23 protein-coding genes are annotated in these 26,316 nt (G+C 68.9%); 11 read left to right on the forward strand and 12 right to left on the reverse strand.

Annotated features, from left to right (window positions below; genetic code table 11):
* The 5 genes from AW274_RS24965 to AW274_RS24980 form a co-directional block, all read right to left on the reverse strand.
* Nucleotides 1-1,131 carry an acyl-CoA dehydrogenase family protein gene (locus AW274_RS24965; protein ID WP_439648788.1) on the reverse strand — a complete coding sequence of 377 codons (1,131 nt, stop codon included), beginning with the start codon at nt 1,129-1,131 and terminating at the stop codon, nt 1-3.
* Nucleotides 1,132-1,486: 355 nt separating this feature from the next.
* The gene (locus AW274_RS40570) at nt 1,487-1,666 is read right to left on the reverse strand and encodes a hypothetical protein (RefSeq protein ID WP_157520706.1); all 180 of its coding nucleotides are present in this window, start codon (nt 1,664-1,666) and stop codon (nt 1,487-1,489) included.
* A gap of 78 nt (nt 1,667-1,744) precedes the next feature.
* A complete protein-coding gene (locus AW274_RS24970; protein WP_062436805.1) occupies nt 1,745-2,041 on the reverse strand; it encodes a hypothetical protein in 297 nt (98 codons plus the stop codon).
* A gap of 548 nt (nt 2,042-2,589) precedes the next feature.
* Entirely contained in the window at nt 2,590-3,108 is a 519-nt protein-coding gene (locus AW274_RS24975) for an MmcQ/YjbR family DNA-binding protein (RefSeq protein WP_198169390.1), read from the reverse strand.
* A gap of 415 nt (nt 3,109-3,523) precedes the next feature.
* Entirely contained in the window at nt 3,524-4,249 is a 726-nt protein-coding gene (locus AW274_RS24980) for a DinB family protein (protein WP_198169391.1), read from the reverse strand.
* A 718-nt stretch (nt 4,250-4,967) separates the two neighbouring features.
* Between AW274_RS24980 and AW274_RS24985 the strand changes: the two genes are divergently transcribed.
* Nucleotides 4,968-5,714 (forward strand): SAM-dependent methyltransferase, encoded by a 747-nt coding sequence (locus AW274_RS24985; protein WP_062436811.1) that lies wholly within the window; start codon nt 4,968-4,970, stop codon nt 5,712-5,714.
* A gap of 411 nt (nt 5,715-6,125) precedes the next feature.
* On the opposite strand, the gene AW274_RS42145 is transcribed toward AW274_RS24985, so the two are convergent.
* The 4 genes from AW274_RS42145 to AW274_RS25000 form a co-directional block, all read right to left on the reverse strand.
* A complete protein-coding gene (locus tag AW274_RS42145) occupies nt 6,126-6,353 on the reverse strand; it encodes a ricin-type beta-trefoil lectin domain protein (protein ID WP_269750626.1) in 228 nt (75 codons plus the stop codon).
* Nucleotides 6,354-6,377: 24 nt separating this feature from the next.
* Nucleotides 6,378-6,680 (reverse strand): RICIN domain-containing protein, encoded by a 303-nt coding sequence (locus AW274_RS42150; protein WP_062436813.1) that lies wholly within the window; start codon nt 6,678-6,680, stop codon nt 6,378-6,380.
* Between the two features lie 135 nt (nt 6,681-6,815).
* Nucleotides 6,816-8,492, reverse strand: a complete 1,677-nt coding sequence (locus AW274_RS24995) for a copper resistance CopC/CopD family protein (RefSeq protein WP_083974775.1) — start codon at nt 8,490-8,492, stop codon at nt 6,816-6,818.
* The gene (locus AW274_RS25000) at nt 8,489-9,085 is read right to left on the reverse strand and encodes a YcnI family copper-binding membrane protein (protein ID WP_198169392.1); all 597 of its coding nucleotides are present in this window, start codon (nt 9,083-9,085) and stop codon (nt 8,489-8,491) included. Before AW274_RS25000 ends, AW274_RS24995 begins: the two co-directional genes overlap by 4 nt.
* A gap of 272 nt (nt 9,086-9,357) precedes the next feature.
* On the opposite strand from AW274_RS25000, the gene AW274_RS25005 reads away from it, so the two are divergent.
* On the forward strand, nt 9,358-9,582 hold the full coding sequence (locus AW274_RS25005) for a tautomerase family protein (protein WP_062436817.1): 225 nt from the start codon (nt 9,358-9,360) through the stop codon (nt 9,580-9,582).
* Nucleotides 9,583-9,680: 98 nt separating this feature from the next.
* On the opposite strand, the gene AW274_RS25010 is transcribed toward AW274_RS25005, so the two are convergent.
* A complete protein-coding gene (locus AW274_RS25010) occupies nt 9,681-10,469 on the reverse strand; it encodes an IclR family transcriptional regulator (RefSeq protein ID WP_062436819.1) in 789 nt (262 codons plus the stop codon).
* 174 nt (nt 10,470-10,643) lie between these two features.
* On the opposite strand from AW274_RS25010, the gene kduI reads away from it, so the two are divergent.
* The 8 genes from kduI to AW274_RS25050 all read left to right on the forward strand — a co-directional run bounded on the left by kduI (nt 10,644) and on the right by AW274_RS25050 (nt 23,315).
* Complete coding sequence (gene kduI, locus AW274_RS25015; RefSeq protein WP_062436821.1) at nt 10,644-11,459, forward strand: 5-dehydro-4-deoxy-D-glucuronate isomerase; 816 nt, start codon at nt 10,644-10,646, stop codon at nt 11,457-11,459.
* Nucleotides 11,456-12,211, forward strand: a complete 756-nt coding sequence (gene kduD / locus AW274_RS25020) for a 2-dehydro-3-deoxy-D-gluconate 5-dehydrogenase KduD (RefSeq protein WP_062436822.1) — start codon at nt 11,456-11,458, stop codon at nt 12,209-12,211. Before kduI ends, kduD begins: the two co-directional genes overlap by 4 nt.
* A gap of 131 nt (nt 12,212-12,342) precedes the next feature.
* Nucleotides 12,343-13,425, forward strand: coding sequence for a sugar ABC transporter substrate-binding protein (locus tag AW274_RS25025; RefSeq protein WP_062436824.1), 1,083 nt, complete (start codon nt 12,343-12,345; stop codon nt 13,423-13,425).
* Nucleotides 13,426-13,526: 101 nt separating this feature from the next.
* Nucleotides 13,527-14,423 (forward strand): ABC transporter permease, encoded by an 897-nt coding sequence (locus AW274_RS25030; protein WP_062437936.1) that lies wholly within the window; start codon nt 13,527-13,529, stop codon nt 14,421-14,423.
* Nucleotides 14,420-15,949 carry a sugar ABC transporter ATP-binding protein gene (locus AW274_RS25035; RefSeq protein ID WP_062436826.1) on the forward strand — a complete coding sequence of 510 codons (1,530 nt, stop codon included), beginning with the start codon at nt 14,420-14,422 and terminating at the stop codon, nt 15,947-15,949. Before AW274_RS25030 ends, AW274_RS25035 begins: the two co-directional genes overlap by 4 nt.
* Before the next feature lie 14 nt (nt 15,950-15,963).
* The gene (locus AW274_RS25040) at nt 15,964-16,941 is read left to right on the forward strand and encodes an ABC transporter permease (RefSeq protein WP_198169396.1); all 978 of its coding nucleotides are present in this window, start codon (nt 15,964-15,966) and stop codon (nt 16,939-16,941) included.
* Nucleotides 16,942-16,966: 25 nt separating this feature from the next.
* Nucleotides 16,967-18,463 (forward strand): aldehyde dehydrogenase family protein, encoded by a 1,497-nt coding sequence (locus tag AW274_RS25045; protein ID WP_062436830.1) that lies wholly within the window; start codon nt 16,967-16,969, stop codon nt 18,461-18,463.
* Between the two features lie 649 nt (nt 18,464-19,112).
* Complete coding sequence (locus AW274_RS25050) at nt 19,113-23,315, forward strand: LamG-like jellyroll fold domain-containing protein (protein WP_198169397.1); 4,203 nt, start codon at nt 19,113-19,115, stop codon at nt 23,313-23,315.
* Nucleotides 23,316-23,419: 104 nt separating this feature from the next.
* On the opposite strand, the gene AW274_RS25055 is transcribed toward AW274_RS25050, so the two are convergent.
* Nucleotides 23,420-23,938 carry a MarR family winged helix-turn-helix transcriptional regulator gene (locus AW274_RS25055; RefSeq protein WP_062436831.1) on the reverse strand — a complete coding sequence of 173 codons (519 nt, stop codon included), beginning with the start codon at nt 23,936-23,938 and terminating at the stop codon, nt 23,420-23,422.
* Nucleotides 23,939-24,005: 67 nt separating this feature from the next.
* Between AW274_RS25055 and AW274_RS25060 the strand changes: the two genes are divergently transcribed.
* Nucleotides 24,006-25,607: an FAD-dependent oxidoreductase gene (locus AW274_RS25060; RefSeq protein WP_062436833.1), complete on the forward strand. Its 1,602-nt coding sequence runs from the start codon at nt 24,006-24,008 to the stop codon at nt 25,605-25,607.
* Between the two features lie 45 nt (nt 25,608-25,652).
* Here the strand turns inward: AW274_RS25060 and AW274_RS25065 are convergent, their stop codons facing one another.
* Nucleotides 25,653-26,222 (reverse strand): hypothetical protein, encoded by a 570-nt coding sequence (locus AW274_RS25065; protein ID WP_062436834.1) that lies wholly within the window; start codon nt 26,220-26,222, stop codon nt 25,653-25,655.
* Nucleotides 26,223-26,316 lie beyond the last annotated feature (94 nt).

Here is a 26,316-nt window from a genome sequence, read left to right on the forward strand (position 1 = left end):
CTAGAACAGCGGCAGGCCGAGCGTGGCCCGTCCGACGAAGTCGTGCAGGGCCTCGGTCGTGGGCGCCATCACCCGCGCGGCCAGCGAGTCGCGAAAGAGCCGCTCCACCCCGGTGGACTTGCGGAAGGCCGACCCGCCGCACACGCGCATCACGCCGTCGGCGACCTCCGCCGCCGCCTCCCCGGCCACGGCCTTGACCTGCAGCACCCGCAAAGTCGCGTCCGCGCGCCCGGAGCCGAGCGCGGCGAGGGTGTCGTCCCGGAAGGTGCGCACGGTGTCGGTGCGGGTGCGCAGTTGCGCGAAGGAGGCGCGCAGCTGCGGCTGGTCGGCCAGCGACTGCCCGAGATGGTCGAGCCGGGCGCCGACGAGATGGTCGTGGGCCTTGGCGACCAGCGCCTCCATCAGGCCAAGCGAGAACGAGGCGTTCAGCACCAGGAAGAACGGCAGCGCCGAGGCGAGCGCCTGGTTGAGTCCCTCGCCGTCGGCGCCGAGCATCGCCGAGCGGGACACCGTCACGCCCTTGCCCTTGACCGGGTTGGAGGCGTTGCCCCGTAACCCGAACCCGTCGAAGGGCCCGCCGACATCGAGCCCGGCCGCGTCACTGGCCACCAGCCAGATGGTCATCGGCCCGTCGGCGGCCAGCGGACGGCTGGACCACACGTAACTGTCGGCCTCGCCGGCGGCGGTGACCCAGCTCTTGTCGGAGTCGAGCCGCACCTGCTCGCCGTCGGCCTCGGCCGTGCCCAGCGGTGCCCAGAAGTGACTGCGGGAACCGGTCTCGGAGAAGGCCAGCGTGGTGAGGTGGCCGTTGCCGGCGATGGCCTCGCGAGTGGCCTTGTCGCCGTGGGCTTCGATGAGCGCCGTGGCGGCGTAGTGCATCAGCAGGACCATCGCGGTCGACCCGCACACCCCCGCCACCCGCTCGATCACCTCGGCGGCGGCCTTCATGTCCTGCCCCCGGCCGCCGACCTCCTCGGCGCTGATCAGGCCGAGCAATCCGGCCTTGGCGAGGGCGTCGATGCTCGCTCTCGGGAAGGTTCCGGAACGGTCCGTTTCGGCGGCCTGGGGGCGATGGTGTCTTGGACGACGGCATCCAGGGCGGCGTGATCGATGGACATGACCATTCACCACTTTCGATGTGCGTGAAAGAAGTCAATAATCTCGCGCGAAATTGCGAGGCGACATGGCGAGCGTACGCACGGCAAGCGTTAGCGTCAACTGTCGGAAGCATCATTGCAGTTCAAACGGCTAGAATGAATAATTCTCACTTTCACTTGGGCCACCTTAAAGAATTCTGGGAATTCTAAAAGACTTTAGATTTCACAGGTCGCCGACACGGCGAATGTGGCCGGTGATCATGGATGTCTGGAGACCATCCGGGTCGGCAAGCCAATTCCGTCGCCACACCCGCGTTTGCGGGGTTGCCCCGTTCTGTCCGGCGGGCGATGGCGAGCGATGTGCCCGCTTCCCTCGGTTGCCCCGCTTGTCAGGCTCCGGCGGGCCACAAGTGCCGCCGCACGCTCACCGTGTCGCTCTGGCCGCAGCCTGCGTCACCCTTGCCTGGATCGCTGAACGCTTCCTGACCGCCGATGTCTTCGGCAACCTGCTCCTGCTGATCGAAACCGAGCACACTCTCGGGCCGCACCGGGCCGCCCGCAGAGCTCACCCGTTCCACGATCCTTCCGGCGACGACCGCCGGGCGGCACCCCAGTGGGAGCGCAAGATGCTCCTGCTCGCCGTCCGTTTATAGGAAGGCGTCGAGGAGATCCTGGCCGCCGTCGACGGCCGCAGCCTCACACTCAAAGACGAACGCGCCCAGTCCGACAGTCTCTACACCACGTTGACCCACCTCCGCCCGGCCATCGAACTGCTCCCCGAAACCAGCGACGAACTGGACCGGCCGCCCTCCCTGCGCCGCCTGCAGCAACGACGAGACCGCGATCTCAAGGCCGAACTGGCCACCTGCGTCCGGCGGCGCGACCGGGCCCAGGCCGGCAGCGCCTCGCCTCTGCCGGCCGCACGCTGGCAGGTCACCCGCCATGACCCCAACGGGGTGTTCGCAGCGAGGGCACCGCGAACGCGATCATGGGGACGGTCGGGAGTTCCTGTCGTGGTGCAGCCTGCAGGGGTGCCGCCGACGGTGGTCAACACCCGCACCCAGCCGAAGTTCCTGCGCTACCTGCCCCCCGGGTTCGACCCGGGCGAGGAGGGCCGGCACCGCACCATCAAGTACAGGGTCGTGATCCCCGGCTATGAGTCGCTGACCGATCAGGAGATCGACGAGCTGCTCGACCTAGCCCGGCACGACCGCGTTGACGGCGGCACAGGCTGCGGCTACCAGGTCGATCTCACCCATGGACCACCCGAAGTGGTGCGGATCCAAGCCTCGGCTGCGAAGACGAACACACCGCCAGGTGGTGAGCCCGCCCGAGCTGCTGTCGCGGGTGGTCGCGACCGTGCGGTTCGTGTCCTGGGGCGCGATCCCGTTCGGCGCGCTGCTGGGTGGCGAGATCGCGGCGGCCATCGGTTCGCGTGGTGCGCTGTGGGTGGCGTGCTTGCTGACGCTGGTGTGCCCGCTGTTCCTGTGGTTCAGCCCGGTCCGCCGGCTGCGGGACCTGGCCGGGGAACCTGTCCCGCCAGCTTCTTCGGCGCCCGCAGGCAGTAGCTCTCGACGAGCAGCTCGGCGATCTCGTCCCAGTCCGCGTCCGGTTCGATCACCATGCCCACGACCTGCGGGTGCCACCTCGGTTTGTAGAACGGGTGGCCGGTGCCGACGAGCGCGGCGAGCTCGGCACCGTCGGAGCGGAAGGTCAGGATGGTGGCATCCCCGACGAACGGCGCGTCGCGGGTGTAGGCGGCCGGGTACTCGTCGCTGATGCCGAGTACGTGGGCGAAGGTCTTCTTGCGGACCAGCCAGCGGGTGCCGACCCAGGCCTGTTCCTCATAGACGCCGGGGAGTGCGAGGCACAGCGCGCGGAGGCGGTCGAGGACGTCGTCCGGCACGTCGGGGTTGTCCGGCATCGGCGTCTCCCAGAATTGTCGGTGCTCTCGTGCATGAGCCTGAACCACGTCGACGTCGTCCTGGCGGCTGACCCACTTGCCTGACATGCCTTACCGATCATCAACCGCTGAACAGCCGGAACGCTCAAGACCCTGAGGCAGGCGGCGGAGACCTTCAGTGATCTGACTTGATCAACACCTGAGCGAACGCCACTCGCCATGACCTTAGAACCCGGGTGAGGCGCGTGGCGGCCTCTTGAAACGCCACTCGACAGCGGCCGAGATCGGTCTTACAGCGCTGCAGACCACTGAGCAGCGAAGTCGCTCGAGAACCCAAGCGGTTGTTGGTGGCATGTGACCGCGGGCACGGTTGGGCGAAGTCGTTGTTCGCGGGATTCGACCGCGCTGATGGACCGCATCGCCGACCTCCAGGGCGGCGCACCTCTACGATCTCGCCGCCCTCCCGCACCTAGCTCAGGCCCGCCGGATGCTCGAGAAGTGCCGCGTGAGTCCGTAGCCGGTCCTACTCGGCGTCCTGTGCCTCGATCAGGTCGAGGTCGCGGATGCAGAAACGGTGGTGCTCGAAGGTCTCGTTGAGCACCGTGCCGAGGCACTGCCGCACCGAGCGGCCCCGGGCGTACGGCGGCCAGACATCGTCGTCGGGCACCGGCGCTCGCCCGGCGAGCTGCTCAGCGGTGACCTTGTCGAGCCAGGCCTCGAGCTCGGCGGCCTGTGCGTCACGCACGCTCACGATCTCGTCGAGGGACGGATCGAGCGAGAGGTCAAGTCCGTGCGCTCCACGGTAGGGCTCGACGGTCGTCCCGATGCCCATCGGCGTGAACAGCTCCGTCGAGCCCAGGCAGCAGCGGCGGAACCACGAGTCGTGGACGAAGACCAGGTGGCGCATCGTCTGCACGGCCGACCACTCGTCGTTCACGCTGCGGCGCTCGATGCCGGGCGTACGACGGATTCGCTCGATCGTGGCGGCCCAGCCGGAATGGAGCTGACGCGCTGCCTCGCGCAGATCGGCAGGGTCCTCGGAGCGGATCAGCAGCCGCACCGGATTACGCCGGTCGAGCTCTGCCTCGACGTACTCGGTGACCTCGACCCCGTTCACCACGAGGTTGGTGATAAGCCCGTCGATCACGGCGTCCTGCATGACGACGCCGATCAGTCGTGCCCCGGTCAGATCGCACTCGCGGAACTCTGCACCGTGCAGGTCCTCGTCGACATACCGCTTCATGCTCATGCTCCGCATGCTAGGGACGAGCACTGACAAACCAGCCTCCCTGACCCCGCGACCTCCATCCCATGGTGCGGTCGGCTCTCGCGAACATTGATCATGGTTCCAGTGTCCTGTCGCCGATAAAGGGGTCCCGGTAGCACTGAAGAAGTTTGGGTTGGATATGCCGCTGATCAGCACTGATGCTGATCTGGCTGCTGTCCAAGAAGACCGGCGGCACCATCACCTCCGGCAACCACTTCGACGCGTGGTCGTGCCAGGCGAACCGCACACCGCACGGGTGTCGCGGGGCGCTCGAACAGTGGTTGCAGACGGCTGTCGCCCAGTGGGCTCCTCGTGCCGTCCGGGTGCCGGCCGACCTTCTACGCATCACGCTCGCCGTCCTCAGGCCCGCACTCCGCCACCAGCAGCAGCGACCTGCCGCCTCGGGAAACGGCGTCCCGGCCCTTCCGGGAGACGACCGCGTTCGCGAAAGGGGTGTTACGGTGGTCGCCGGAAGGAGGCGTGTTGATGACTGTCGTGGAAACGCCCGCTGTGCGCGGCGCCCGGATCATCCACACCTCCCGGGCCTCACGCTGACCTTCGCCTGTCGCCCAAGGGCCCCACACTTCGTATCCGAATGCGCCGTGCGCGCCGACGTCGAAGACGGCTCTCTCCCGGCGCCGTGCAAGGCTGCGTGCCCTCGAACGATCCCCGCTTCAAGGCATGACGGAAAGGAACGGTCATGGACCTTCCCCGTATCTTCACCATCCGTGAGAGCAGCCACCGGATCCACAACCCGCTGACGGCGGACAAACTCGCCGCCTTGGGCGCCTCGCTCCACCTCGCCGCCGGGACACGGGCGCTCGACCTGGCCAGCGGCTCTGGTGAGCTGTTGTGCACCTGGGCGCGTGACCACGGGATCATGGGCACCGGGGTCGACATCAGCACGGTCTTCACCGCGCGTGCCCAGGCCCGCGCCGCCGAACTCGGCGTCGCCGACCGAGTCGAGTTCGTCCACGGTGACGCCGCCGGTCATGTCGCGGACCAGCCGGTCGACCTGGCCGCCTGTGTCGGCGCCACGTGGATCGGCGACGGCGTCGCCGGAACGATCGAGCTGCTCGACCGCAGCCTGCGTCCCGGCGGACTGATGTTGATCGGCCACCCGTTCTGGCGGCGGACCCCTCCGGACGAGGACATCGCCAAGGCGTGCCACGCCACCTCCATCGCGGATTTCGTGCTCCTCTCTGAACTGATCGGGCAGTTCCAGGAGCTGGGGTACGACGTCGTGGAGATGATGCTGGCCGATCAGGACAGCTGGGACCGCTACGCCGCAGCCCAGTGGCTCAACCTGCGACGCTGGCTCGACCAGAACCCGGACGACGAACTCGCCCCCGAAGTACGGGAGGAACTCAACACCGAGCCCCTTCACTACGCCCGTTACGGGCGTGAATATCTGAGCTGGGGGGTCTTCGCCCTCATGAAGCGCTGATGCCCCCTCCCCTGCGGGGCCTGGAGGGCCTGCCTCCAGGCCCCGCAAGGGCCTCCGACGGCTTAAACAACCGGCGTTGATCAGAAGGCCGAGGACGTGGACGAGGACGGATGCCCAAGGGCTGGTTCTAGAAGGTGAGGATCCGTTGTTGAAGGCGCAGGCCCGGGAGGACTTCGCTGAACGACCCTTTCGCACCCCTCCCGGCCTGCCCGAAGAGAGACCGGCGAGTGTGCGGGCCTGACCTCGGCAGGGGTCTGGGCAGATGCTCCCCCATGCCGCGGGCCCATCGCGAGGATCGCCGCGGTGGCGAAGGCGGGCCTGGCGAAGCGGTCGGCGCCCGGCGCGCCTCTGTCGGGGCCGCGCACCTGCACGTGCGCGATCCGCTCGGCGGCGCGCCGGACGGCCGCAGGGTCAGGGCCGGAGCCACTTCTGGTTGTTGCCTCCGTGGCAGCTCCACAGGATGACCCTGGTGCCGTTGGCGTCCAGGCATTTGCCTGACTGCACACCGGCGATGCTGCCGTCGGTGTTGAGGGTCCACTTCTGGTTGTTTCCGCCGTTGCGGTCCCAGATGACGACCGAGGTGCCGTCGGCGGTGCCCTGCCCGCTGGCGTCCAGGCACTTGTTGCCGTAGACCCGCAGCTCACGGGCGGAGGTCGTCGTCCACTACTGGTTGGCCTGACCGGAGATGCAGTCCCACAGGTGGACCGCCGCGCCGTTGGCCTGGGAGACGTTGGGGACGTCCAGGCACCGGCCGGCGTTGAGGTTGCGCCACGGGCCGCTCGTGACGGCGGAGGTCTTCATCGGCCCGTTGAAGGTCAGCTTCACGACGTAGGCCACCGCCGAGTAGGGCTGACTCGGCATGGTGATGCGCAGACCGGAGGAGTCCTGGGTGCGGGTGGGCAGGTTGACGTAGGTGCCGGCGGTGTTGCCGATGAGTTCCGTCTTGCTCAGGTTCGACAGGTCCATCCGGCCGCCGGCCAGCCCAGCACCGTGGCGTACAGAACGGTGTTGTCCTTGTCCCGTGCTGGCAGTCGCAACCACTGACCGAGAAGGACAGCAACGACGAAGGCCGTGCGGAGAACCCAGGTTGGCTGAAGTCGATCAGCCGTTGACGACGAACTTCAGCTCCGCCACGGGATTGGCGAACTGGGTGACGCGCAGGGACACCTGCATCCGCCACGTTCCCGGTACCGGGAGCATGACCTGCGCGGTGTAGAAGCCCGCTGACACCTGCGTCAGCGGGACGGCGCCCAGCGTCGTCGTGTCAGAGGTCAGGCGTATCACCGGCGGAGCCACGCCCTCGGCGGGTTGACCGCTGGCGGAGCGCAGCCGAAGGGTGAGGGTGCTGGGACCGCGGGCGAGCGGGGTGAGGGAAGCCTGCACCGTGATGTCGCCCAGTGTCGTGGTGTGGGTGCCGGGGTTGGACTCCGCTTGCGCGCCCACTGGCGCGGGGTCTCCATCGGGACTCGTGTCGACGAGAACGCCGGTCAAGAGCAGTGCGACGGCAAGGACCGCCCCCTCGACCGCGGTGGCGCGCACGACCCGCCGGGAGAGCCCTTGCCGGCTGGTGGTGTTCGATGCCTGCTTGAGCCGCGGCAGGAGCGACCATCTGTTCCACGCCGCGATCGCGAGGGCTGTCAGCACTATGGCGATCTTGGCCAGCACCAGCCGGCCGTAGTCGCTGCCGGCCGGCGTCGGCCAGGAACCGAGAATTCGCCACACGAGGAGGGATCCGGTGGCCACCAGAGCCACGAGGACGCCGGCGGCCGTGGTGGAGAACCGGGTGAGCACCTCGGCCGCGGCGGCGCCACGGCCGGAGAGGGTCGGCAAGGTGAGCACCAGACCGGTGATTCCGCCGAGCCAGATGCTGCCCGCCAGGAGGTGCAGTGCGTCCGCGCCGATGACGAGGAGTTCGGGGCTCGCCGCGCGTGTGTGCCCCACCAGGGCGGGAGCCGTGGCCGCGATCGAGGCCGCCGCGACCGCCGCGAGGCGACGCCGTCGCGACGTCGGCCCGTGCCGGAGCAGTGCCACGGCCAGCGCGAGTCCAGCGGCGACGGTCGTGGCGACGGCGTACTCGGTCAGCGGCAGCGACGACCACGTCGCACCTTCGAGGAGCAGGCCCGCCCCACCGCCGAGCAGGTAGAGCGCGGTGATCGGCAACGCGGTGAGCCACGCTCCGGCGGCGACGGCCGCGGCGGCCCGCGCCGAGACGGTGACGCGGCGGCGAGGACGGTCGGCGTAGGACTCCGCAGGTAGGAACATGACGGCGAAGGCGACGAGTCCGGTGGCGAGAAGAAGGCCGATGTAGCCCACCACACGGGCCAGAGTCAGCGGCCAGGAGACCTCGGGGATGGCGCTCGAGCCGTTCGAAGGCGGGGTGACGACAGTGGTCGGCGCGCCGACGGAGAACGTGAGGGCGCCGCTGATCGGATGGCCGTCCGTTGAGACGACCCGCCAGGTGATCACGGTCGTGCCGTTGCCCAGCGGTGCCGGGAAGACGACGTCGAGCTCGGCGCCCTTGACCTCGGGCTTGGCCGCGACCAGCTCACCTTTCGAGCCGAAGACCTGGACCCCGCCCGGCACACCGCGTACCGCCTCGTCGAAGGTGAACAGGACCCGGCCCGGCGCGGTCTGCAGGACCGCCCCCTGTGCCGGATCTGTGCTGATGAGGTGCGCGTGCGCGTGCGCCGGCTGAGGGAAGCTGAGCAGCAGCGCGGGGACGAAGGCCAGGATGAGCACCACTGCCGCCTGGATTCGCCCGGCCCGCCGGTGGATCATGTCAGGTGGCGCTGTCGAACGAGCGCCGCGCCGCCGAGGACTGAGCCGAGTACGCCGAGCGTCAGCGCGGCGAACGTCAAGACGCCGCCCCCTCCCGATTGGGGCTGAGCACTCGCGTGGTGGTGCGGGTCGACGGCGGGTTCGGAGACGACGAAGCTGGGAGCGGGCTGCTCGAGCTCGCCGACGTCCTGCCCGTCTTGTGGAACCTCTGTCCAGGCGGCTTCGCCGCGCTCGCAGGTTTGAATGGTCGGGAAGACGAGCGTGGTGCCCTTGGCCTCAGGCAGGGTGACGGCGATTTCGAAGACCTCGCGGTAGCCGTCCGGCAGCGGGATCTCCGCACTGTACGTGACTGACGCGACCTGTTGCACGATCGTCCACCCCGCTGCCCGGGTGGGGGCCACCGAGGTGATCTGCGCCGGAAGCTGAATGGCGATCTTGGTGGTGGCCGACTTCGCGCAGCCGTGCCCGACGCTGAACTGGAGCACGGCATGAGCACCGGCCGCGGTTGTGGAAGGCGTGACGGTCACGTGGGCGCTCGCCGGAGACGGGATGCCGACCAGGACGACGATGAGCGCGGCGACGCCGGCGTACATGAGGCGCCGCACCCTCGTATGAGCCGTTCGGGCAGATCCGATGTCATTGCGCCGCATGTCGCATCCTCGCGCCAAAGGACGAGTCGGCTCGCCGGTGTTGCTCCGTATGCGAGGGGTTCGCCGATCCGGGGGTCGCCCCGATTCGACCAACATGCCGAACCTATGTCAAGTATGTGAACTCACGAGGCTCGCATTGCGTCACCATGTGCTGCGATGTAACGTTCGTTCACATTAGTGAACTGAAGCCCGCATGCTGGACAGAGGGAGACGTCATGCCCAACATCACCGTCGAACTACTCGCGGGCCGGTCGCTGGAGCAACGCAAGGCCTTTGCCCGAGCCGTGGCCGACCACGCCGTCGAGATCCTCGGAGCCCGCCGGCAGGATGTCCGCATGGTCTTCACCGAGATCACGGCCGACGACGTGGCCAACGGAGGTGTGCTCGCCAGCGAGGACGCGAGCCGGGCCGGCGTGCTGGCGCAGCTGAACCAGGGCTGACGCCGCCGTTCGGGTGCGTCACGGCTGAGCGTTGGTGTGGGGCTGACCTGCGGGAGGGTCAGCCCCAGCGTCGTTTTACGGCGACGAGTGCGACCGGGTCAACCGACCAGCTTGTCGCTCATCGCCGACAGGCGGGCCTTCACGCTCAGCAGGGTCTCGATGATGAGGTCCTCCTGGCCGTGCTTGAGGCGGCTGATCGGGACGGCGACGCTCAGCGCGTCAACCGATCGGCGGGAGAACGGCAGCGCCACGCCGAAGCAGCGCACGCCCAGGCAGGACTCCTCGCTCTCCTCGGCGTACCCGACCCGGGCGGCCTTGTCGATGATCGCCAGCAGGGCGTCCCGGTCCGTGACCGTCTGCGTGGTTATGGCCTTGATCTGTTGCGGGACCAGCGAATCGCGGACGTCTTCGGGCATCTCCGCGAGCATCGCCCGGCCAAGGGCTGTGCTGTAGGCGGGAAGCCGGCGGCCGACGGCCGAGTACATGCGCAACGGGTGCTTGGACTCGCGCTTCGCCGTGTAGATGATCTCGGCGCCTTCCAGCCGGCCCAGGTGCACCGTCTCCTCGGTGGCCGCGGCGATCTCGTCCATCACGGCTCCGGCGCGCGTCAGGACCGGATCGCTGTCGATGTAGGCCGAGCTGACGGTCAGGGTGTGCACCCCGAGCCGGTAGATGCTGCCCGTCTGATCGGTGTCCAGCCAGCCGCGAGCGCACATGGTGCGCAGGAGCGCGTGCAGGCTGCTCTTGGGGATGCCGAGGCGCGTGCCCAGCTGCAGCTGGGTGCCCTCTCCGTGGGTGGCGATGTCGTCCAGGATGTCGAGGACGCGTGCAGCGGACTTGACCTGCGAGGTGGCAGAGCTGCCGTTGACCGTCTTGTCCGCGCCCACCAAGGCCTCCTTCTCAAGTGATCAATCAAATCATGGTGCATGCACCCGGCAGATACCAATAAACCACAGTTCACATATAAGGACTGACTTCGATCCCTTGACTCGTGATCAGGGCCACAGATACCGTCGCGCTCAGTTCACATAGCGGAACTTGGTTCACATAAGGAGAAGGACTTGATCGAGGTTAGGTACTCCGCCTCGCCGTCCGGCGTGGAGACGGCCACGAACGCGGACCTGCGAAAGAACTTCCTCGTGGACCGCCTGTTCCGCCCCGGCGAGGTGCACGCGGTGTACACCCACGACGACCGGCTGGTCGTCGGCGGAGCGGTTCCCGCCGACGGTCAGCTCGAACTCCCGGCCTGGGACGTCCTCGGCACGCCGTCGCACCTGGCCGGCCGCGAACTTGGCGTCGTGAACGTCGGTCAGCCCGGTCATGTGCTGGTCAACGGGGAGAAGTTCGAACTCCGCCATCTCGACGGGCTGTTCGTCGGCCGTGGCAACAAGGTCGTCTTCGCCGGTCCTGACGCCGCGTTCTACTTCGTGTCCGCTCCGGCGCATGCGGCGTACCCCACGACGTTGCTGAGCCACTCGGCGGTCGACCCGGTGCAGCTGGGCACGCCGCAAGGCGCGAGCGAACGCAGCCTCTACCGGTACGCCTGGGGCCAGGAGCTGCAGACGTCGGTCCTCCAGTTCGGTGTGACCGTCATCGCCGAAGGGTCGGTCTGGAACACCTTCCCGCCGCACCTTCACGACCGGCGCACCGAGGTCTACATGTACGTCGATCTCGACGAAGAGGACCTGGTCTTCCACTTGATGGGGCCGCCCGGCGCCTCTCGTCACCTCATCGTGCGCAACCGCGAGGCCGTCATCTCGCCGCCGTGGTCGATCCACTCCGGGGCCGGCACCGGCTCATACGCCTTCATCTGGGCCATGGGCGGCGAGAACAACCAGTACACCGATCTCACGCCGGTGCCGCTGGAGGACCTGTGAGATCGCCGTTCGATCTGACCGGCCGCCGCGCCGTGGTGACCGGCGCTGGCCGGGGGCTGGGAAGCGCCATCGCCGTGGGGCTCGCCCAGGCCGGGGCCGACCTGGTCCTCCTGGGCCGAAGGGAAAGCCAGGCGGCCACGCGGGACCAGATCGCCGACCTCGGCCGTGGGGTGGAGGTGGTGGACCTCGACGTCGGCGACCACGACGCCATCGGGCGCGTGGCCGCGGAGGTGAACCGCGATCGTCAGGTCGACATCCTGATCAACAACGCCGGCGTCATCGACCGCGAGAACTCGGTGGACGTCAGCCAGGAGTCGTGGAATCGCGTCCTGGACGTGAACTTGACCGGCCTGTTCTTCCTGTGTCAGGCGTTCGGGCGCCCGATGACCGAGCGCGGGCAGGGAAAGATCGTCAACATCGCCAGCCTGCTGTCCTTCCAGGGCGGGATTCGCGTGGCGTCGTACGCCGCCGGCAAGCACGGCGTCGCCGGCGTCACCAAGGCTCTGGCCAACGAGTGGGCAGGGCTCGGTGTGCAGGTCAACGCCATCGCGCCCGGCTACATGGTCACTGACAACACGACCGCGCTGCGCGCGGACGCGGATCGATCCCGGTCCATCGTCGAGCGCATCCCCGCTGGTCGCTGGGGAGACGCATCCGACATCTCCGGAGCGGCGGTCTTCCTCAGCTCCGCCGCCGCCGACTACGTCAACGGCCATGTCCTGGTCGTCGACGGAGGCTGGATGGCCCGCTGACGCCGGCTTCCAGCCTGCCCCACCCGCACAACACGACAACACCTGTCGCATCGGTCCCCCATCGGCAGGTTTCTCTTCCCGTCGCGCCCCCCGCCGGCTCCCCCCGGCGCCGAAGAGATCAAGGATCAACCGTGAAGATCACTACTCGTCCCACCGTGGTTTTACTGAGTCTCTCGCTCGCGGCCGCCCTGACCGGCTGCAGCGAACAGGCGGCCGGAGGCGGCGGCTCCGCCGACGCGGGCGGCTGCCAGCCGGCTGACGTCAAACTCGTCGGTCAGGTTCGCAACGAGTCCAACCCGTACGAGGCCTCATGGCTCACCGGCGGCGACGAGTTCGCCAAGACGGTCGGCCTCACCCAGCAGCGCCTCACCTACGGCGGCGACTCCACCAAGCAGCAGGAGCAGATCAGCCAGCTCCTCGCCGGCGACACCAAGTGCCTGGTCATGAACGTGCTGCCCAACGGCGACTCCGACACCGCGCCGATCGTCAAGGGCGCCGACACGGCCGGCGCCTTCCTCGTCACCCAGTGGAACAAGCCGGCCGACCTGAAGCCGGCCGACTACAAGACGTGGATCAGCCACATCACCTACAACGGCGTCGAGTCGGGCCGGCAGATCGGTGACGCGCTCGCCACGGCGATCGGCGGACAGGGCGGCATCATCGCGCTGCAGGGCGTGCTCGACACCGCGGCCGCGAAGGACCGGTTCGCCGGTCTTCAGGAGTCGCTCACGAAGAATCCGGGCGTGGAACTGCTCGATCAGCAGACCGCCAACTTCTCGCGGGCCGAGGCGCGGACGGTGACCCAGACACTGCTCACCAAACACGGCGACAAGGTCAAGGGCATCTGGACCGCCAACGACGACATGGCACTCGGCGCGCTGGAAGCACTCCAGCAGGCAGGCAGGGCCGGACAGGTGGCGGTCGTCGGCATCGACGCCGTTCCGGACGCGGTCAAAGCCGTACAGGACGGATCGATGACCGCCACCGTCTCCAGTGACGGCACCTGGCAGGGCGGGATCGGCCTGGCGATCGGCTTCTGCGTGGCCACCGGCAAGCTCGCGGTGAAGGACCTGCCCGCCGCCAATCGCGCCTTCTTCGCCGAGCAGTTCCTCGTGACCAAGGAGAACGCCGCCGACTTCGCGCAGCCGAAGACGAACCCGTCCGACTTCGAGTGCGGCAACGTCTTCAAGCGGGTGGCGGGGGCCTTGACGTGACCTCGGCGTCCGAGGTCGTTTCTGCGCCTCGCCGCATCTTCCGGCGAGGCGCGTCGTTACGAGACGCCGGTCCACCGGTCGCCCTGGCCGTCACCTTCTTGATGTTCGCGGTCCTGAGCCCGCGGTTCCGCAGCATCGAGAACGTGCAGAACATGGTGGACGCCGCCGCGGTACTCGCTGTCGTCACCTGTGGCATCACGTTCGTGCTGCTGATGGGGTCCATCGACCTCTCGGCCGCCGGCGTGATGGGCGCCTCCGCTCTGACGGTGTCGCTCCTGGTAGCCAACAATCGCAACGACAACGACCTCGGACTTCTCGGGATCGGGGTCGCCGTCTTGCTGGGCTGCGCGTTCGGCTGCCTGAGCGGGCTCGCCCTGGTCCTGCTGAAGGTGCCTTCGTTCATGGCGACCCTGGGGGTGTCGGCCGCGGGGCTCGGCGTGGCCACCCTCATGTTCGCCGGCGTCCAGCCCAACGTCTCCGACGCCATGCTCAAGGGCTGGGCGATCGAGCGCTTCCTGGGACTGTCCTATCTCACCTGGATCGCCGCCACGTGCATCCTGGTGGGCTGGCTGCTCCAGCGCTACACCCGGCTCGGCCGGTACGCCTTCGCGATCGGCGGCGCCGAGGAAGTGCTCGCGCTTTCTGGCGTCCGGGTGAAGCCCTACAAAGTCGCGGTCTTCGCCGTGGCCGGCGCCTTCTACGGGCTCGCCGGAGTCATGGTGACCAGCCAGCTCGGGGCCGGTCTCGTCCAGGCCGGCAGTGGATACGACTTCTCCGCCATCACCGCCGCCGTCGTCGGCGGGACGCTGCTCACCGGGGGCCGGGGCGGCGTCCTGCACTCCGCGGTGGGCGTCCTGCTCGTCGTGGTGCTCACGAACGGTCTGGTGCAGATCGGGGTCAGCCCGTATTGGCAGGGTGGTGTCGAGGGGCTCATCGTCGTGGCCGCGGTGGCGGCCGCAGTCATCCCTCAGCGTCGAAGAAACCAGGTGGTCAAGTGAGCGTCCCAGCCTCGACACCAGCGTTGGAGGTCCGCGGCCTCGTCAAGCACTATCCGGGGGTGACGGCTCTTGACGGCGTCGACCTGGTCGTCCGCCAGCACGAAGTCCTCGGTCTGGTCGGTGAGAACGGGGCCGGCAAGTCCACTTTGCTCAAAGCGCTGGTCGGTCTCGTCGTCCCCGACGCCGGTGAGATCCGGGTCCGCGGCGAAGCGGTCAAGCTGCGCAGCGTCGTCGATGCCGCCGATCACGGCATCGGGATGGTGTTCCAGGAGCAGTCGCTGGTGCCGAACCTGACCGCGGCGGAGAACATCCTCCTTGGCGGGGAGGGGCCGGGAGTGCGCCGGGGCGTCTATCGCTGGGATGCCATGCGCCGCCTGGCCCAGGAGCAGCTCGACAAGATCGGCTCGAACATCGACCCTCTGGTCCGCACTGACGCGCTCTCCTTCGCCGACCGGCAGATGGTCGAGATCGCGAAGGTGCTGCGCATCGAGCAGCGGAGTCAGCACCCACCGGTGATCGTCCTGGACGAGCCGACGTCGGTGTTGGAGGCCAAGGAGATCGAGACCCTGTTCGCGCAGATCCGCCGCCTGCGCGAATTCGCCTCGGTCGTCTTCGTCTCCCATCGCCTCGACGAGGTGCTGGAGGTGTGCGACCGCGTGGCGGTGCTGCGCAACGGCCAGTCGGTCGGCGAGCTCGCCGCGGCCGGAGCCGTCCCCCGCGAGCTGCACCGGATGATGATCGGGTCCACCGGGTCGGACGATCATTACCACGAGAACGCCGCGGCCGTCGTCGAGTCCGAGCGACCTCGGCTGACCGTACGCGGGCTGTCGGGCACGTCGTTCCAGGACGTCGACCTGGACGTCGCGGCAGGAGAGATCGTGGCGATCGTCGGTGTCCACGGATCCGGCCGGGAGGACGTCTGCCGCGCGCTGTTCGGCGCCGAGCCGGTCACCGCCGGCGAGATCCGGATGGACGGCAAGAAGATCAATATTTCCGGTACGCGCGCCGCGTGCGCCGCCGGCATCGGCTACGTTCCGGCCGAACGCAAGACGGAAGGCATGGTCGGTCCGATGTCGGTGGCCGAGAACATGACCCTGGCCAAGCAGCGGTCCCGGTGCGCGGGCCCCTTCGTGGCACCCGGGAAACAGGCCGCCGTGGTGGACCGCTGGATCGACCGGCTGTGCATTCGCACACCAGGTCGTGACACCCCCATTCAGCGGCTGTCCGGCGGCAACCAGCAGAAGGTCGTCCTGGCCCGCTGGCTGGTGGACGGCGACATCCGCCTGCTTCTGCTGGACCATCCGACGCGCGGCCTGGACATCGGCGCCCGCTCGGAGGTGTACCGGCTGATGCGTGAGCTCGCGGCGAGCGGGGTCGCCACCGTGCTGCTGGCCGACAGCCTCGAGGAGGCCATCGGCATGGCCGACCGAATCCTCGTCATGAACGACGGACGGGTCGTTTCCGAGGTCGCCTGCCCGGCCGGCGGCAAGCCGAGCCCTCTGGACCTTGTGAAAGAGATGGTATGAGCACTCCCGTCGCCTTGAAGCCGGCCGCCGAGGCCGCAACCGGTGATGGCGGCCCTCGCCTGGGCCGGCGGCTCACCGGATTCATGCCGCTCATCGCCCTGCTGGCGCTCGTGGTCGCCCTGGCCATCGCCGATCCGGGCTTCCTGACGCAGCGGAGCCTGACCGCGGTGGCGCGTACGGCCGCGCCCCTCATCGTGCTCGCCGCGGCGGCGACGCTGATCGTCCTCTGCGGAGGGATCGATCTGTCGATCGCGGCGGTGGCCTCGCTTTCGACCGTCCTGCTGGCCCTCTGGCTGCCGCATCTCGGTGGCCTGGCCACACCCGCGGTCATCCTCGCCGCGGCGTCCATCGGCGCGGTGCAGGGGGTGGCGCATGTTCTGCTCCGGATACCGTCTTTCATCGTCACCCTGGGCGGGATGAGCATCCTGTCCGCCGTCGCCCTCGTCGTTTCCGGCGCCGGCACCGTGCGGGTGGTGGACGACTCGACGGTCAAGTGGCTCGAGCTGTACGTCGGCGGCTACGTGCCGATGTCCTTCGTGATGGCCCTCGTCGTGGTCGCTCTGATCGCCTTGGCGCTGAGGCTCACCCCGCTGCGCAGCTGGATCTCGGCTACGGGGTACTCCGAATCAGCCGCGCGGCTGGCCGGCACACCGGTTGACCTGGTCAAGATCGGCGCGTTCGTCGTCTCCGGCGCCGGCGCCGGGTTCGCCGCGATCATGCTGGTCTCGCGCCAGTTCAGCGGCGGTCCCACGATGGCCGACAACCTTCTGCTGCCGGCGGTCGCGGCGATCGTCGTCGGCGGCACCGCCATCACCGGCGGCCACGGCAGCGTGTGGCGGAGCCTGGCCGGCGCGTTGGTCGTGACGCTGCTCCGGGTCGGGCTGCCGATCGTCGGGGTGCCGTCCGCCTACGAACAGATCCTCTACGGCGTCATCATCGTCATCGCCGTCACCCTCACCCTCGACTGGTCGAAAGTGTCGATCATCAAGTAGTCCCGCCTGTCTATGGAAGGCCGTCATGTCCCACGAGAACTCCCTGCTCCTGCCAGCCGTCCGATCGTTCCTCTCCTCGCCCAAGCGGTTGCTCATCGGCGGCGAATGGGTGGACGCGAAGGACGGGAGAACGTTTGCCGCCGTCAACCCGTCGACCGAGGAGTTGCTCGTCGAGGTCGCGCAGGCGTCCGCCGCGGACGTGGATCGCGCGGTCGTGGCCGCTCGCACGGCGTTCGAGTCCCCGTCCCCGTGGTCGAGAATGACCCCGCGTGACCGCTCCCATCTGCTGTGGCGCATCGGCGACCTCATCGATGCCCATCGCGACGAGTTCGCCCAGCTGGAAGCGCTCGACAACGGGAAGCGCGTCGAAGCGGCCCGGGACGGTGACGTGGCCGTCTCCGCTGAGCTCTTCCGTTACTTCGCGGGCTGGGCGACCAAGATGGAGGGCACGACCATCCCGATGTCCGTGCCGGGGCGCGAGTTCCACGCGTACACCCGCCGCGAGGCGGTCGGCGTCGTCGCGGGCATCGTGCCGTGGAACTTCCCCCTGCTGATGGCCTGCTTCAAGATCGTCCCGGCCATCACCGCGGGCAACACCGTCATCCTCAAGCCGGCCGAGCAGACGCCGCTGACGGCGCTGCGCCTCGGTGAGCTCCTGCTGGAGGCAGGCGTGCCTGCCGGTGTCGTGAACATCCTGCCCGGCTTCGGTGACACCGGGGCCGCGCTGGTCGACCACCCTGGTGTCGACAAGGTCGCGTTCACCGGCAGCACCGAAGTCGGCAAGAAGATCGCGGCCGCGGCTTCGGGCAACCTCAAGAAGGTCTCCCTCGAGCTCGGCGGCAAGGCTCCCAACATCGTCTTCGACGACGCGGACCTCGACGCCGCCATCGCCGGCGCCGTGCTCGGCGGTTACTTCAACGAGGGGCAGTGCTGCGTCAACGGGTCGCGCCTCTACGTCCAGCGTGGTGTCTTCAACCAGGTCGTCGAAGGAGTGGCCGCGGCCGCGCGCGCGATCAGAGTGGGCGACGGCTTCGACCCGGCCTCGCAGATGGGGCCGCTCGTCTCCCGGGAGCAGCACGAGAAGGTGCTGGGCTACATCCGTGGCGCGCTGAAGGAAGGCGCCGTGCTGAACGCGGGAAGCGCCGACGCCGTCGGCGATCGCGGCTTCTTCGTGTCGCCGACGCTCATCACCTCGGTGAACGAGCAGATGGCGGTGCAGACCGACGAGATCTTCGGCCCGGTCGTGACGGCGCTTCCCTTCGACACCGAGGACGAGGTGGTCGCGGCGGCGAACAACACGGTCTACGGGCTCGCCGCGGGTGTCTGGTCGAGGGACATCGGCACGGCGCACCGCGTCGGCGCCCGCCTGCGGGCCGGCACCGTGTGGCTCAACACGTGGCACGCGGACGATGTCACGCTCCCTCGCGGCGGCTTCAAGCAGTCGGGCTGGGGACGCGAGCTCGGGTCCTTCGGCCTGGACGACTACACCGAGCTGAAGACCGTCATCGCCGAGCTGCGATGAGAACCCGGCCGCCGGCGAGGTAGGCCCCCGGAATCGATCCGGCGGGCCGACGTCCAGCTAAACGACCACCAGTGCCGACCTCGGCCGAGGCGGTGGTCGTGGCAGTGGCGCACGTGCTGCTGCGATGCGACCAGGAGCGCTACCGGTTACGGACGGCGGCGGCGCGGAACGGTCACCTGTTCCCGTGGCTTTCCGCGATCGCCGTCCCAGCCGGTCTGCAACCGGCAGCCGCGGCACCTCGGCCCGCCAGGCGCCGACCTGGCACGAACCACTCCGGCCGTCGGCCGATCCGGCCCTCCCGCATGGCTTCGCCGGCGCATCAGGCAATGACGGGCCTGGCTACCCGCCGGCTATTTGGCAGGCCCGAACTCCATACAGGGCCGAGGCTGAGCATTTTCATAGATGCGTTTCACATATGCGAATCGATCGACAGATCGATTCATGTGGGTGGACGTAGTTCTTGACGCTGCATTCCGTGCGACATACCGTCAGGGCGCCGTGGTTGGTTCGTACTCCTCCCCCACCCCCCAGCCAGCCCCAAGGGATCCCTATGAAAGCGCCCCTCAGGTCTGCCCGTTCCCACCTCTCCCCTCGTTTCGGCCGACTGTCCAGAGGCTTATCCGGCCGGGCCACCGCGGCGTTCGTCGCAGTGCTGGTGGCCGTCGCCGGGTTGGTGGCCCCCGCCACCCCAGCCCTCGCCGCCCCCGACGACGACGGGCGGCTCAGCATCCTGCTGTTCTACAAGCCCAATTTCCACGCCTCGAATGTGCAGGCGCGGCAGGCCGTGCGCGACCTGGCCGCCCAGCTCGGCACCCAATACGGCCAGCCGGTCGACATCCAGGAGACCGACGACCCGGCGGCTTTCACCACCGCCAACCTCGCCGTTCGCGACACCGTGGTCTTCGCCCAAACCGGTGGCGTGCTGTTCAACGCGGCCCAGCGCGCCGCGCTCGAGAGCTACATCCGCGGTGGCGGCGGCTTCATGGGCCTGCACTACACCGGATGGTCGGTCGGTGAGAGCGAGCACGACGTCAACCCGTTCTACGCCCGCCTCGTCGGCGCCGTTTCCGAAGGGCACCCGGAGAATCCCGGGGTCCGGCCGGGCCGCGTGTTCGTGAAGGACACCGGCCACCCGCTCACGCAGGGCGTGACGACCAGCGTCACCCGCAGCGACGAGTGGTACGACTGGGTCGTCAACCCGGCTCCCTGGGTGCGCACCCTGATCGAGGCTGACGAAACCTCGTACGGCATGGGCCGGCAGGGCACCATGCACCCGGTCACCTGGTGCCAGCAGATCGACTCCGGCCGGTCCTGGTATACGTCCATGGGGCACGAGGGCACCGCCTATTCCGAGGCGTACATGCGCGCTCAGATGAAGAACGGTCTGGCCTACGCCGCCAAACTGCTGGCCGCGGACTGTTCGCCGCCGGTCAAGGACCAGGCCGGCGCCTGGAGCGGCGTGACGCCCTGGCCGCTGGTTCCGATCAACATGGCGCTGACCTCCGACGGCAGGGTGCAGTCGTTCGGGAGCGTCGGCGGCTGGGGGAACGACACCACGCCTTACGACTGGACCGGCAACGACGCGGTCACCCAGGGCGGCCAGATGGAGGTCGACATCTGGGATCCGGCCACCCCGCGCACGCTGGCGAACCTGCGCAGCGGCATCCTCCCGAACACCACGTACACCGATCTGTTCTGCGCCATGCAGGTGCAGAGCCCGCACGACCACTCCACCATGACGGTCGGCGGCGATGACGGCATGGGCGGCAACGCGCCCAACGACGGCGCGATCGGCGTCACGAGCTACTCCACCAACAACGGGCTGCAGAACGAGGCGCCCATGAACTTCCCCCGGTGGTACCCGACGGGCACCACGATGCCCAACGGAGACGTCGTCGTTCAGGGTGGCAGCCTCACCGGCGGGCCCGGCGGGCGCGGGGTCCTCACTCCGGAGATCTACACCCCGGAGCAGGGCTCGGGCTGGAAGAAGCTCGACGGCGCCAGAAGCCCGGCCGCCTACGGCGACGGCGGCAACGACCACGCGGGCGCGGACGAGAACCGCTGGTGGTACCCGCGTGCGTTCGTCGCCCCGACGACCGGGACGCTGTTCAACATCAGCGGCACGCAGATGTTCGAGCTGAACCCCGCCGGCAACGGCGGCACCGGCCAACTGACCCTCCGCGGCACCCTGCCGTCAGGCATCGCCAACCAGGGCGCCAACGGCAACCCGGTCGGCGCCACCTCCACCGCCACGATGTTCCGCCCCGGCAAGATCCTCCAGGTCGGCGGCGGCTGGTGGGCCAATGGCGGCGGCCCGGATGGCGCTCGCGCCGGCTTCGTCGTCGACATCACCGGCGGCACCGCCAACCCGGTCGTCACCGCGACCCAGCCGATGAAGTACCAGCGCCACTGGGCGACCTCGACGCTCCTGCCCGACGGCAGGGTGCTGGTCACCGGGGGCGGCCGGGAGAACAACGGCAACGGCGGGTACGTCACCAACCCCGAAATCTGGGACCCGGTCACCGGCAACTGGACCGAGGTCATCATCCCCCAGGAGCGGGCCCGGCTCTACCACTCCACGGCCCTGCTCCTGCCCGACGGCCGCGTGATGGTCGGCGGCGGCGGTACTCCCGGTCCGCGCAACTACACCGACGTGGAGTACTACTCGCCGGGATACCTGTTCAACGGCAACCAGGCCGCCCCGCGACCGGTGATCAGCGCCGCACCACAGAAGATCGGCTACAACGGCGCCTTCCCGATCACGGCGACCGGCACCGTCTCCCGGGTCACGCTGGTCCGCAACGGTTCCGTGACGCACGGGTTCAACAACGACCAGAATTTCCAGGACCTCGCCTTCAGCCAGTCCGGTGGCACGGTGAACATCACCGCGCCGCTCAACGGCAACTACGCACCGCCCGGTTCGTACATGCTGTTCATCTGGGACAACACCGGCACCCCATCGGTCGCGAAGATCGTGAAGATCGACCCCTCGGTGGTCATGACCCAGCTGAACCCGCGGGTGGTCGACCAGTTCGAGTACCCGCGGCTGCCCGCGGAGTGGCGTACCAACAACCCCCCGGCCACCGTCGACGTCGCCCCCGGCAACTCCCGGATGGTGCCCTGGGCAGTGGCGAGCCAGGTCCAGCTGGTGCGCGGCAACGCCACCGGTCAGGGTGGCCTCGGCTACACGGGATACCAGCTGGCTCTGGGCGGCTCCGGCACTGTCAGCCGCACGGTCAGCGATCTCACCCCTGGAAGCACCTACCGGATCTCGCTGCGTTACGCACGCGACGCCCGAACGTCCGGGAGCGCCGCGGCGACGGGAACACTGTCGATCGGCAGCCTGAACGCGACACTCACCGCCACGACGGCCCTGCCGTCGACCGCCGCCTACGGCACGTACGCCGCCACCTTCACCGCCGCGACGGCTTCCCAGGTGCTCACCCTGAGAGGCACCGCCGGCGGCCTGATGATCGACGACCTGGTGATCGTGGGCGACAACCCGCCACCGCCGGCCACCGGTGTCCCGATCCGGTACGAGTTCGAAGAGGGGACGGGCACGACCGTCGCCAACACCGGCACGGCGGGCTCGGCCGGGGCCGCCGTCCTGACGGGAACCACCGGCTGGTCTGCCAACGGCGTGCTCGGCAAGGCGGTCAACCTGCCCGGCGGCAGCACCGCCAACGCCGTCGATCTGCCCGACAACCTGCTCCAGGGCGCGGCGAACTTCTCCACGGCGCTCTGGGTGCGCCCCGATGTGAAGAACAACTGGACCGGCTTGTTCCACATCGGTGACGGGCTCGGCTCGGCCGGAAGCTACTACCAGATCCAGATGCAGACCCAGGCGAGCGGGAGCACCGGGCTCGCCGTCACCTTCAAGGGCAAGACCGGCCCCGAGGAGAGGGTCTACGCCAGCCCGGCACAGGACGTGGCCGCCAACCAGTGGAACCACGTCGCCTTCACCCGCCAGGGCCCGATCGGCACGCTGTACCTCAACGGACAGGTCGTCGCGACGCGTACCGACCTGACCGTCGGAATGACCGAAGTCGGCCCGACGGCCGACAACTGGCTGGGCCGCAACGGATATCCCGACGCGGCGTTCGACGGTCTGATCGACGATGTCCGGTTGTACACCTCCGCATTGACCGCGGCGGACGTCGCGGGGATGTACAACGAAGGCGTCTCGGTCCGGTACACCTTCGACGAGGGCGCGGGCACCACCGCCGGGAACACCGGCGCGAAGTCGTCGATCGGGGCGGCGACGTTGCTGGGCACGACGTCGTGGAACACGGCCGGCCGTTACGGTGCCGCGGTGAACCTGCCCGGCGGTGCGGCGACCTCGGGCAACGAGGTCCGGCTGCCCGACAACATCGAGGCAGGGCTGACCAATCAGTTCACCGTGTCCTTCTGGGCACGCCCGGACACGCTGCCGAGCTGGGTGCCGCTGGTCCAGATCGGCAGCAGCACGGACACGTTCTTCCTGCTCCAGTCGGCCACGAGCGGCGGAACCACCGGGTTCGGGGCCACCTTCAAGGCGCCTGGGGTGGCCACACAGGAACGGCTCCTGCTGGGAGCGGGCAAGGATCTGCCGCTCAACGCGTGGACGCACGTGACGTTCACGCAGAACGGCTCGACCGGGAAGATCTACTTCAACGGTGTCCTTCAGGCCACCCGTACCGATTTCACCATCAGCATCGGTGACGTGGGCGTGGGCGGCAACACCACGGCCAACTTCATCGGCGGGACGAGCTGGGGCGACTCACGGTTCGACGGCCTGATCGACGACTTCCGTCTGTACGGTTACGAGCTCAGCGCGGAGCAGGTGACGCAGCTGCACGCGGGTCGCCGATGAGCGCGCCGTCCTGGTAGGACACACACTTGGGCTCCGGGAAATTCCCGGGGCCCAAGTCGTGGGCGGTCATCAGCCGTGCTGGTGGACCCCCGTTCGAGAGCGGGTCACCTCTGCTCGGCGCGGGACGGGAGATCTTCAGCGGAAAGGCTCCACAGCCGGGTGAGAAGCTCACGAAGCTGACCGAATTCGCCGGGATCGAGACGCTGGGCGAGCTCCTCCTCAAGGCTTGCCAAGTGAACCAGTGCGCGACGGCGGCGCTGTTCTCCGGCGGGGGTGGGGACGAGCAGGCGGTCGCGCCTGGAGTCGGGATCGGGCAGAACGGCCAGGATTCCGGCGTCGGTGAGTTCACGAGAAATGGTGTGGATGTGCTGGCGGCTGACGCCCATGGCGCGGGCGATCTCAGCGGGTCGGCTGCCTTCGGGGCGCAGGTAGGAGACGACCATTGCGGCGGCGGCGCTGATGGGAGGTTCACCGTCCTCGACGGCCGTGGCGTTGAGTCGGTCGGTGAACCACCGGAAGCCGTCGCGCAACAGCACTGCCAGCGGCGGCCGCGCCGCTGTCGCCGGCCAGACGTCGTCGTTCGAAAGCGGGCCGTCCGGGTGAGGGCGGGGTTCGGGTTGCATGGCGCCTCCTTCGACACCTACTCTAACCGTCAATTGAGTTGACGGTTACCGCTGGAGGGGGCAACGGATGACGGATGGCGTCTTGGTGGCGGGAGCCGGTCCGACGGGACTGATGACCGCCTACGAGCTGGTCCGCCGGGGGGTTCCGGTGCGGCTGATCGACGCCGCTGACGGCCCTGCGACCACGAGCAGGGCGGCGGCGATCCACGCCCGCACCATCGAGGTGCTTGATCAGGTCGGGCTCTATGAGGCTTTCGAAGCGCGTGCGGTGTCGGGCCGAGGAATCGCCTTCTACGCCGACGGTGCCGAGCTGGCCAGCATGGACGCGACGTTCACGACCCAGGCGACCCGCTTCGACCAGGTGTGGTTCCTGGACCAGGTGATCACGGAGGAGCTGCTTCGCGAGGCGCTCGCGGCACACGGGGTGAGCGTCGAGTGGGGGGCGCGGCTGATCGAACTCGCCGAGAACCCGGAAGCGGTCACGGTGCGGCTGCGGCATGCCGACGGCACGCTCGAAGAAGGTCAGGTGGCGTGGCTGGTCGGCGCCGACGGCGGGCACAGCGTGGTACGCGACCAGCTCGGTGTGCGCCTGACCGGCGAATCGAGCGAGACCTGGCTGATCGCCGACGCCGAACTCGACTTCGCCGAGCCGCTTGAGCACGACCGGATCCGATGGATCCGCGCCGACGGCAAGACCGTCATGATCTTCCCGCTCGTCGGGGACAGACGGTGGCGGCTGCTCGACACCGTCGACGTCGCCTACGACGGCGATCTCGGCGCCGTGGCCGAACGGTTCGCCGGAAAACTCAGCCGCGGGCTGGGCCGCGAAGTCACCGTCGCCACCCCGTCGTGGGTATCGGTGTTCACCATCCAGCAGCGCGCGGTGCCCGTCATGCAGTCCCGCGCCGGTGTCGGACGGCCCTCTCGATGCTTCCTGGTGGGGGACGCCGCCCACGTGCACTCGCCGGCCTCCGGGCAGGGCCTGAACACCGGTCTGCAGGACGCGGTCAACCTCGCGTGGAAACTCGCCGCCGCGACGCGCGGCGAACTGTCCGTCGAACGAGCAGCGGCGCTGCTCGACAGCTACAGCGCCGAGCGGGTGCCGGTCGGGCAGGCGCTGCTGTCCACCACACAGATGGCCACCGCACTCGTCAACCTTCGCAACTCCACCGTGGATCAGCACCTGCCGGCGGTCTTCGCGACCCTGCGCGCCCTGCCGCCGCTGTTCCACGCTGTCAACCAGGGTTTTCTGGGCGGCATGTCCGGGCTCGCGATCGCCTATCCGACCAGCCCGCTGACCGTGCACGACGGCGACACCACCCGCACCGGGCCCCGGCCCGGGCAGCGCCTCGCCCAGGTGCGGCGGGCCGATGCCCGGGATCCCAGCTGGCAGCCCGTGCTGGCCGCACTGCGCGAGCCCGGCTGGACCCTGCTGGTCGCCATGACCGAAACGGCGGCTGGGTCACTGGACGTCTGGCGGAGTAAGGCCTGGCCGACCCCCGCGGTCCACCCCGTCGACGGGCTGGCCGCCGAACAACTCGGGCTGCGCTGTGCGCAGCCCGCTGCCGAAACGACCGGATGGCTGCTGGTGCGTCCCGACGGACACGTCGCCGCCCGCGGCCGGGGCTCTGCCGAACTCGATCGGGCACTCGCGCGGATCGCTCGATGACACGGCACATCCCCGTCGGCCAGGGCGTCTCTACGGCCGCAAGTTCTAACGGAGGAGGTGGGGCCGGGCGGCGACGAGGACGCCCAGCACCCCGAAGGTGCCGATCAGCCAGATGCCGCTGACGATCGTGCTGACGGTGTCGCCGCCGAGGATCGAGGCGGCCATCGTGACCGGGAACCACATGCCGGCCAGCAGCGGCAGCCAGCGCAGCGCCCCGTCGAGCCGCTTCCCGGCGGCCATCACGACGCCGAGCACCAGCAGGAGCAGCTGGCTGAGCGGCCAGCTCGCGTCGAGGATCGCCAGCCAGAGCGGGAAGTCCTCGTGCCTGGCGTAGCCGAAGGAGAGGGCGTTCAGCAGGAACGCGCAGGGCAGGGTGACCATCAGCGTGTACGGGATGAAGCGCGCCACCCCGTCGCCCGCGAGGCGTTGCTTCGACACCGTCAGGATCCAGGCGAAGACGCCGACGACGAAGAGCATGCCGGTGACCGTGTCGAGGGTCTGGATGCCCTGGTAGATGTCGTCGCCGACGATGAACGTGCCGATCGCCCAGGCGGTGGCGCCGAAGGCGAGCAGCAGGCCCGACGTGCGGACCGGTGTGGTGAGGGTGGTTTCCATGCAGGCCACCGTTCCGGCCGGGCGTCCCGGGCGCCCAGGGAGCGGAGACCGGAGAAATGTCCCGACCTGGTCGGGGCGCCGGTCCCTGCCGGGC

This window comes from Herbidospora daliensis, from assembly GCF_001570585.1.
In the GTDB taxonomy this organism is placed as follows: Bacteria; Actinomycetota; Actinomycetes; order Streptosporangiales; family Streptosporangiaceae; genus Herbidospora; species Herbidospora daliensis.